This window comes from Arthrobacter zhaoguopingii (assembly GCF_009828605.1).
GTDB classification, from domain to species: domain Bacteria; phylum Actinomycetota; class Actinomycetes; order Actinomycetales; family Micrococcaceae; genus Arthrobacter_D; species Arthrobacter_D zhaoguopingii.
Genome location: NZ_WIAE01000029.1, coordinates 1 through 8,082 on the forward strand (window position 1 = coordinate 1; position 8,082 = coordinate 8,082).

The 8,082-nt window shown below is 63.1% G+C and carries 8 protein-coding genes and 1 pseudogene; 6 read left to right on the top strand and 3 right to left on the bottom strand.

The genetic code is table 11. The annotated features are described in order from the left end of the window. Window positions 1-398, top strand: a pseudogene (locus tag GVV77_RS17845) (MerR family transcriptional regulator); the annotation flags it as partial. A 50-nt stretch (window positions 399-448) separates the two neighbouring features. Here the strand turns inward: GVV77_RS17845 and GVV77_RS17850 are convergent. Then, entirely contained in the window at window positions 449-1,399 is a 951-nt protein-coding gene (locus GVV77_RS17850) for an AraC family transcriptional regulator (RefSeq protein WP_159620655.1), read from the bottom strand. Between the two features lie 119 nt (window positions 1,400-1,518). Here GVV77_RS17850 and GVV77_RS17855 point away from each other — a divergent pair, with 119 nt between their 5' ends. Together GVV77_RS17855 and GVV77_RS17860 are read left to right on the top strand one after the other, a co-directional pair. After that, window positions 1,519-2,271, top strand: a complete 753-nt coding sequence (locus GVV77_RS17855; RefSeq protein ID WP_159620657.1) for an SDR family NAD(P)-dependent oxidoreductase — start codon at window positions 1,519-1,521, stop codon at window positions 2,269-2,271. A gap of 359 nt (window positions 2,272-2,630) precedes the next feature. Beyond that, the gene (locus tag GVV77_RS17860) at window positions 2,631-3,575 is read left to right on the top strand and encodes a MerR family transcriptional regulator (protein WP_246199896.1); all 945 of its coding nucleotides are present in this window, start codon (window positions 2,631-2,633) and stop codon (window positions 3,573-3,575) included. Window positions 3,576-3,726: 151 nt separating this feature from the next. On the opposite strand, the gene GVV77_RS17865 is transcribed toward GVV77_RS17860, so the two are convergent. Both GVV77_RS17865 and GVV77_RS17870 read right to left on the bottom strand, forming a co-directional pair. Continuing rightward, on the bottom strand, window positions 3,727-4,392 hold the full coding sequence (locus GVV77_RS17865; RefSeq protein ID WP_159620659.1) for a response regulator: 666 nt from the start codon (window positions 4,390-4,392) through the stop codon (window positions 3,727-3,729). Beyond that, a complete protein-coding gene (locus GVV77_RS17870) occupies window positions 4,389-5,684 on the bottom strand; it encodes a sensor histidine kinase (protein WP_246199897.1) in 1,296 nt (431 codons plus the stop codon). The genes GVV77_RS17865 and GVV77_RS17870 overlap by 4 nt, the downstream gene beginning before the upstream one ends. Window positions 5,685-5,897: 213 nt before the next feature. On the opposite strand from GVV77_RS17870, the gene GVV77_RS17875 reads away from it, so the two are divergent. The 3 genes from GVV77_RS17875 to GVV77_RS17885 all read left to right on the top strand — a co-directional run. Further along, window positions 5,898-6,077, top strand: a complete 180-nt coding sequence (locus GVV77_RS17875) for a hypothetical protein (RefSeq protein ID WP_159620663.1) — start codon at window positions 5,898-5,900, stop codon at window positions 6,075-6,077. Between the two features lie 198 nt (window positions 6,078-6,275). Beyond that, window positions 6,276-7,478 carry an AI-2E family transporter gene (locus GVV77_RS17880; protein ID WP_159620665.1) on the top strand — a complete coding sequence of 401 codons (1,203 nt, stop codon included), beginning with the start codon at window positions 6,276-6,278 and terminating at the stop codon, window positions 7,476-7,478. Between the two features lie 215 nt (window positions 7,479-7,693). Then, window positions 7,694-8,082 (top strand): ATP-binding cassette domain-containing protein (locus GVV77_RS17885; RefSeq protein WP_159620667.1); only part of this gene is annotated, 389 nt, incomplete at its 3' end.

Genomic DNA, 8,082 nt, shown 5'->3' on the forward strand with positions numbered 1-8,082 from the left:
ACGTTGCCGCCGGCATGTCCGAAGCCAATCGGTCCCTGATGCTGATCTACTCCCAGCTCTACGACAACGATGCGATGAATGACCTGCGCCACATGGTCGAAGCGGACACCGATAAGGCAAGCGCGGAACTCGACGCGCTGCCACCCGACGCGGAGGAAAGCCAGCGCCAGGAACTCGCCGAACGCTACGCACCCCTGCTCGCCAAGACACTCAAGGACTATGCCTGGCTGAGCGATCAGAAAGACCATGTGACCAAAAGCGCTGAAGTGACCCAGCACACCGTCGTCGAGGCAATCCAGGCACTCTACAATCCCGCACAGCGGGACGTTATCGTCCGCGCCAGCATCATCGCCAACGGCCTTCTGCGCAGCGCAGAACCCCCTGCAGAGGGCACATGACCCCATTGATTCCGTTTTCGCGAGGGGGTAGCTCCTAGTGGATACCCTTGTTAGCCTCCGTTCGCGGTTGAGCGCAGTGTCTGCCGTGCCTGATTCCGAAATTGGGCGGGTGATGATCCAACCACGCGGCGGAAGGCAGTGCTGAACGCGCTTTCCGACAAGTACCCAGTGGCTTGAGCGAGTTCCGAGATGGAGGAGCTGTCATGGGCAAGGGCGTCACTGGCAAGACTAATCCGCCATCGAATCAAGTACTCCAACGGCGGAACCCCAACCTGGTTCTTGAAGGCCTGAGCGAAAACGGACCGCGACATATGGCTGACCTGAGCCAGTTCGGTGAGAGTCCACGGATGCGCCACGTCCGCATGCATGGCGCGAAGGGCGGCACCGACACCGTCCTCGTCCAAGGCACGCAGCCAGCCTGTGGGCCGGTCCGCCTGACTGGCATGAGCGCGCAACATGTGGACGAGCAGGATCTGGGCCAGGTGATTCATCGCCAGCGATCCACCGGGGGCCGAGGCCTCGACCTCACTGGCCAACATTTCGATCAGATATGCCAGATGCCTTCCGCGAGGATCGGCCGCTCGGACAACCACAAGCGGCGGCAGGAAATCCGTCAGGACGGATACATTCCTCTCATCGAACGCGAGATGACCGCCGCAAAGATAGGTGTGTTGTTCGACGTCAGGGCCGATGCTTACGACGCCGGCCGTGGGGCCCTCCCACAGCGGCTTCGCAGGGCGCGGACGTGCCTCCAGCGAGCTCGCCATGACGTAGGGTGGCGGGTTACCGAGAAGGTAGGTGTCACCTTCCTCGAGGAGCACCGGTTCGTGTCCGTCGATGGTCAACCAGCACCTGCCGCGGACGACGCCGCCCACCTTGACGTGGGGAAAGGCGTCAAAGCGCAGGGCCCACTCCCCCGCGGCCCGCAGGCTGGGCTCGAGGACCGTGCGAGGCCGCAACAGACCGATCGCATCGGCTACCGGATCTCCAAACCCGAGCATGGCATCCCCTTTCGGACGATGTGTAAACAAGTGCGGACTATTTATGTTGAATCGTACCTCACGCTCCTGAAGTATTGATCATGTTCAATCCGACACGAGCCTCAACGAAGGACACATACATGGAACAGCTTGACGGCAAGACAGCGGTAATTACCGGAGGAAGCAGCGGCATCGGTCTGGCCACCGCCGTGAAACTGGCAGACGAGGGTTCGTTCGTTTTCATCACCGGCCGCCGCGAGACCGAGTTGGAAGCCGCCGTAAAGACCATCGGGGCGGACCGGGCCACCGCCGTTGTCGGCGACGTGGCAAAACCCGAGGATCTGGACCGGCTCTACGAAGCGGTCCAGGCGCGAGGAAAGGGCCTGGACGTGCTGGTGGCGAACGCGGGGATCGCTTCGTTCATGTCACTGGAGCAGACCACCGAGGAACACTTCGATTCAACCTTCGCGGTCAATGTTCGAGGCATGCTGTTCACCGTCCAGAAAGCGTTACCGCTCCTGAACGACCATGCCTCGATCATCCTGGTCGGATCGACCGCCGCCGACCGCGGCATGGAAGCGTTCGGTGCCTACTCGGCGTCGAAGGCTGCTGTCCGGTCTTTCGCACGGACGTGGTCCACTGAGCTCAAGGACCGTGGCATCCGGGTCAACGTGGTGTCACCGGCGTGGATAGAGACTCCCGGGGGTACCGCAGCATTCGGTGATGAGGATACCGCTCGGGCCATGAAGGAGCACGTCGCCGCCACGGTCCCCAAGGGCCGCATGGGTCAGCCGGAGGAGGCCGCCGCCGTCCTATCATTCCTGGCCTCGGAACAGAGCAGCTACGTCGTCGGCTCAAACATCTACGTCGACGGCGGCACGAACCAAATCTGAGAAGGCCCCGCACGGAGAGCGGCAACTAACCTGAACCTGCTCTTCATCTCGCAGGCGCCTGCTCCCAGTTCCGAGTCCGTATCGCTGCGTTCAGCTCTCGGCACGCGGGATGACTTTTGCACAGTCATCCCGCGTTCGGGCGTGGGCCGGACTTTCATCCGATCGGATTGCTCGAGCAATCGGAGGAGTCCACAAGTCACCGAGAACGCGTTCGCCGAAACCCCTCGCAGCTCTTTATTGGTGACCCTCAACCCAATGTCATGGCGGGTCCCGGTTCGTGGAGCATCGGCACGCATCCCTCGGCATAGGTGCCGTGCGGAGTGCTTGGAGTTGCACCTTCCGTAGCGTTATGTGGTTCGGTGGACTCACGTATCGCCTCACTGAGGAAGGCTCCGCTCATTTTTTCGTCCTTTATTCCGCCCCGTCAGGTCAAGATTGGTGACGCGGCATCGTTCGTCGGCACCACACCGCGGGCGATCCGTCACTACCACCAGATCGGCCTGCTGCCCGAGCCCGAGCGGGGCAGTGACGGCCGCCGCCGCTACGGCTACGACGAGATGATCTGGCTGCTGTGGATCCGCAAGATGACCGACGCCGGGATCGCCCTGGACGACATCCGGGACGCCTTTGCTGACACGGCTCCTGCTGGTGCCGACAGCGACCACGACGTTGCGGGCATCCTGGACCGGCTGGAGAGAACTCTCGTCGCCCGGGAAGCAGAACTGCAGCGGCAGCGGACTGCTGTTCGGCGCATGCGCACCCGCGGCAGCAGGATGGGTCTGCTCTCCGACTTTGTCACCAGCCGCCTTGAGAGCCTGCCCGAGGGCTCCCTGCGCCAGACGGACCTGGACAGCCTGCTGGTCATGGAGCGGATCTCGGGCCCGCTTGGTGCGGCCGTCAACGCCTCCCGTCTAATCGCCCTGGCCACCCACCCGGGTCTGCGGCAGGAATCCGAGCGCGTCGAGGCCGCCGAGGAGGCACTCGATGACACGGTCGCTGTCGATGACCCCCGGGTGGCACAGGTGGCCGCCGAACGACATGCCTTCGAACTGGCGCTGCACGCCGTCATCGAGGATTCCGGCCTGGCGCAGAGCGATGAAGCGCTCTTCGACTCCTGGGAGGCTCTGCACCCACCGACCTCGGAGAACCCGGAGGCCGAGGCCAGCCAAAGCTTTGGTAGCGGGCAGGAGACCATGAGCGTAGTCGAAGCAGTTGGAAAGATGCCCTACGACTTCTCCCCGGCCCGCCTGCGTTGCATCGAATTGGCCGAAGAAATGGCTGCCCGCGAGTCACGCGCTCCTTAGACAGGGCCTAGTGTCCGATCCGGTCTGCTGAATCGCCTAGTTTGTGGGGGTGCATCTTCGTATTGGGGGGCCGGGTCGAACAGCGTATCGGCGCGCGTCGACCCCCAGCACGCCCACATGTTGGGGACGACAGTGGAGGCCGGCTCGCCTGCTACTCGACGGTCACGGTTCCTGTGCGGATGCCCCAGAGGACAATCTGGAGGCGGTCGCGGGACCCGGTTTTCTCGAGCAGATGGGTGAGATGGTATTTGACGGTGGATTGTTCCACGAAGAGTTGTTTAGCGATTTCGGCGTTTGAGAGGCCCTGCGCAAGGAGTTGCAGGACGTCGATTTCACGGTCGGTGAGCGGCGAAGGAAGCGGCTTGTGAACCCCGGCTGGTGGTGTCGGTGGGCGGCGCTGCACGAACTCCTGCAGAATCCGCCGTGTCAGCCGCTGGTCGAGGGTTCCGTCGCCCTGGGCGACCGAGCGGATGGCATTGAGCAGCGTGTCCTCGTCGGCGCCTTTGAGGAGGAAGCCCGCGGCCCCTGCTTCGAGAGCGGCGAAGATGTCATCGTCGATGTCGAAGGTGGTGAGGATCAGGATCTCGCTGTCCAGGGTGGCGTCGGCGGAGATGATGCGTGTCGCGGCGACGCCGTCCATGACGGGCATCCGGATGTCCATACACACGACGTCGGGGCGAAGCTCCTTGGTCAGCCGGATAGCTTCCCGACCGTTTTCGGCTTCCCCGACGACGGTGATGTCGGCGGCTGAGTCGAGCAGGATCGATAGTCCGGCCCGAACGATGACCTGGTCGTCGGCGATCAGGACACGGATCATTGTGGTGCTCCTTGGACGAGGTTCGGGATCCGTAACCGGTTGCTCCAGCCGCCGGTTTCCGTACGCCCGGTGGTGAGTTCGGCTCCGATGAGCTTCGCCCGCTCGTGCATGCCGACGAGCCCGTATCCATGGTTTGCCCGGTCGTGAACCGGTGTCGGCTGGGCGTAGATGATATCCCGGTAATGGAGGCTCGACGTGTTTTCCACGGTCAGGGCAGTGGCCTCGGATAGGTACTCGATCGTCACCATGCATTTAGCGCCTGGAGCGTGGCGTGCGGCGTTGGCCAGCGATTCCTGCACCACGCGATAGATGGTCGCCTGGGCGACCGGCCCGAGATGGGTTGCATCCCCTGTCGATTCGAAAGTAACGCTTTGACCGCGGCGCACGGCGGCATTGATCAGCTCCGGCAGATCACCCAGTCCGGGGGTGCCGATGGACACCCGGATATCACCGGTGGCGCCTTCGGTTTCCGGGTCCGGGCGGAGTAGGCCGACAGTCCTGCGCAGATCGATCATCATCGCCCGGGCTTCTCCTTCGAGCTCACGGAGCATGGCCCGTGTGCGCAGCGGATCCTTCTCGATCAGTGTTCCTGCCGCCTGCGCGGTCACGATGATGCCGGAGAGGTGGTGTCCGGAGATGTCGTGCAGCTCCCTGGCGAGGGCGGTCTGCTCGGCCCGCCGGCGCTGAGCCTCATCCCGTACCTGTTCACGGCGGATCATCTCGTCCCGCTCACGCGCTGCAGTGGCGAGGTAAGCGCGGTTGCGGACGAGTTCAGCGACCACAGCCGGTGCCGCGTACTCGACGGCCAGACGCCCGGCGACCAGGGCGAAGGCGAGCAGCGGGGGTTGGGCTCCGCCCAGTGCCACCCCAAGGACGACGACGCTGCTCGTGAGCGCAACTGCCGCCAGGACGTACCACGCCCGGGGCCGTGGTACCCACCGAATGAGGTAGAAGGCGGAAATCACGACCGCCAGGCTCCCTTGCCCCAGGTCCACCCCGCCGGTAACGAGGAGAACCGTCTGCAGCATCACGACAATCGCGAACACCGGCATTGGGGCACGGTACCGAAAGAGAAGTGCAGCGGCCTGCCCGGCTACGAGAGCCGCCTGCAGCACCGTCAGAAGCAGTGGCTGAGGCGGCAGCAGGGGATCGATTCTTGCGGCGAAGAGGGAGGCGACCGCGACCGCGAGGACAACGGCGGGGAGGACGACAACGCGTTGAAGTGAGCGTGGATGGCCGGGCCCCGGCGTTGTGTCGGCCGCGCCGGGTTGGGCCGTTCGCCGGGTTCGCATGGACTTCACGGGATAAGTCAACCACGAACGCACCGGCATACCCGGACGCACCGTCAAGGCCGGGGAAGGACCCGACAACCGGACGGCGGCGGACTGTCCTTTTGGCTAGTGAAGGACTGTCCGCTTGGCTAGTGCAGGACTGGTCCTTTTGGCTAGTGAAGGACTGGTCCTGGGGCTGGGGTGCGGAGGGTGCGCAGCTGGCATCTTGGAAGTATGAACAAGCAAGAGAGTGAACCCCTCCTCGTAGAGCACCTTTCGAAGTCCTTCCGCGGTGTCCGCCGGGTCGAGGATGTTAGCTTCACCGTCGGCGCAGCCGCTACCGGAGCCCTCACCGTCCTGACCGCGCTTCTTCTGACCGGCGCCGCGTTCACACTGAAACGCCGCAGCCTCTAACGGCCGCATCTACCTTATGGATCGAGGGAGGGTCCGCGCATTCGGTACACATCAGGAACTGCTGGCGACCGATTCGCAGTACTGGAACCTCCTCGACGCCCTCAGCATCCCTGCAAACCAACCCGACAACTCAGATTCGTTCATCGCGAACCTGCACCGGCCAAGGGAAGATTCATTTGGCATTGAAAAAGGAAAAGCATGTCTAAGCAGCAAAATCAGGCGGTGGAGTACGACAAGGATGTGACGCCAGCTGCGTCCACGAGATCGCTGCCAATACGACGGATCCGCAGCGGAGCGTTACTGTCCGCACTGACAGCTATAGCGCCAATTTTGGGCAGAGCACTCATCCTCGCAACCGCGGTCATTGGGGTCTGTTACTTGCTATCGAAGGTGTGGGTGGTGGTTCTTCCACTCATTCTCGCGTTGCTGCTGACCTCGGTCCTCTGGCCGGTCACGCGGTTCTTACGTCGCGCTATGCCAGCGGCCGCAGCGGCGGCCATCACCATTGTCGCGTTGGCGGGTGCTGCGGTCGGGATCGGTTGGGCTACCGCGGCGTTGTCCATGAACGGGGTGCGGGAGCTGTCAATGCAGATGGCCGGAAACCTCCAGAACCTTGGGGCTTTCGCTGAGTCTTTGTCCTTCTCGAAAGCGGACCTCAACGAAGTCCTGAAGCCAGCGGTCACCTGGCTGCAGGAGAACGCGGGTCAGGTCCTGACACAGGTCTCCCTCGGCTTGGGAACAGTCGGTTCCCTCACCGTGACCTTCTCGCTGACGTTGATTCTCACTTTCTTCTGCTTGAAGGACGGAGACCGGTTTTCGGGGTGGCTTCTGCGGTGGACAACAGGTACGGCTCTCCTTCATACCGCGGAAGTAACATCCAGGAGTTGGCGGACATTATCGACCTACATATCCTCACAGGCAGCAGTAGCACTTGTTGACGCCGTCTTCATCGGGATCGGTCTTTGGCTACTCGGCATTCCGCTCGCTCTACCCCTTGCGGTGTTAATCTTCTTCGGCGGATTCCTTCCGATTATTGGGGCAGTAGCCACCGGGCTCCTCGCTTCCATCGTGGCACTCCTTACGGAAGGATGGATCACAGCCTTGATCGTGCTGGGCCTGGTCCTGCTTGTGCAGCAGCTTGAGAGCAACGTACTTCAACCACTGCTGGTCGGACGATCTTTGAAGCTTCATCCTGCAGTGGTTCTCACGGGCGTAGCAGCCGGCGCATCCCTGTTCGGGATCGAAGGGGCCTTCCTCGCCACACCCACTATCGCCGTAGTGATGATTGCATTCCAGTACGCCAGGGAGCAGATGCTCGAACCCGTGAGCAGGTTTCCACTGCTCACGACTGAAGAGACCGCCGGGCCGGCTAGCGGAAGTCTTTCATCGGTATCAACATGAGATGCCGCGAAGTATCCCATCATGGTGACGGCACTGTTGTCCTATATTCCTGGGCGAAGTCAACGAAGTAGGGCATCGGGGGGGCACCACAGCGGGTGCGTGGCTCGGACCGCGGCGGACTGTCCTTTTGGCTAGTGAACGACTGTCCCTGGGGCTAGTGAAGGACTGTCCCTGGGGCTGGGGTGCTGGGGGCGCGCAGCTGGCATCTTGGAAGTATGACCACGCAAGAGAATGTACCCCTCCTGGTTGAGCGCCTTTCGAAGTCCTTCCGGGGTGTCCGCCGGGTCGAGGATGTGAGCTTCAGCGTCGGCGCCGGCCGGATCACGGGCCTGCTCGGGCCCAACGGCGCCGGGAAGACCACCACGATCCGGATGCTGCTGGGTTTGATCGCCCCCGATGCCGGGAAGGCGCTGGTGTTCGGGAAGCCGTTCCGCGACCTGTCCGATCCCACCCGGGTCATCGGAGCGGTCCTGGATGCAGGCGGTCTGCACCCCGGTCGCACCGCACGCCAGCACCTGCGGATCGCCGCCGCCCAGGGCCACCACGCGGCGGCCCGGGTGGAGGAGGTCCTCACTATTGTGGGCCTGAGCGCCGACGCCGACCG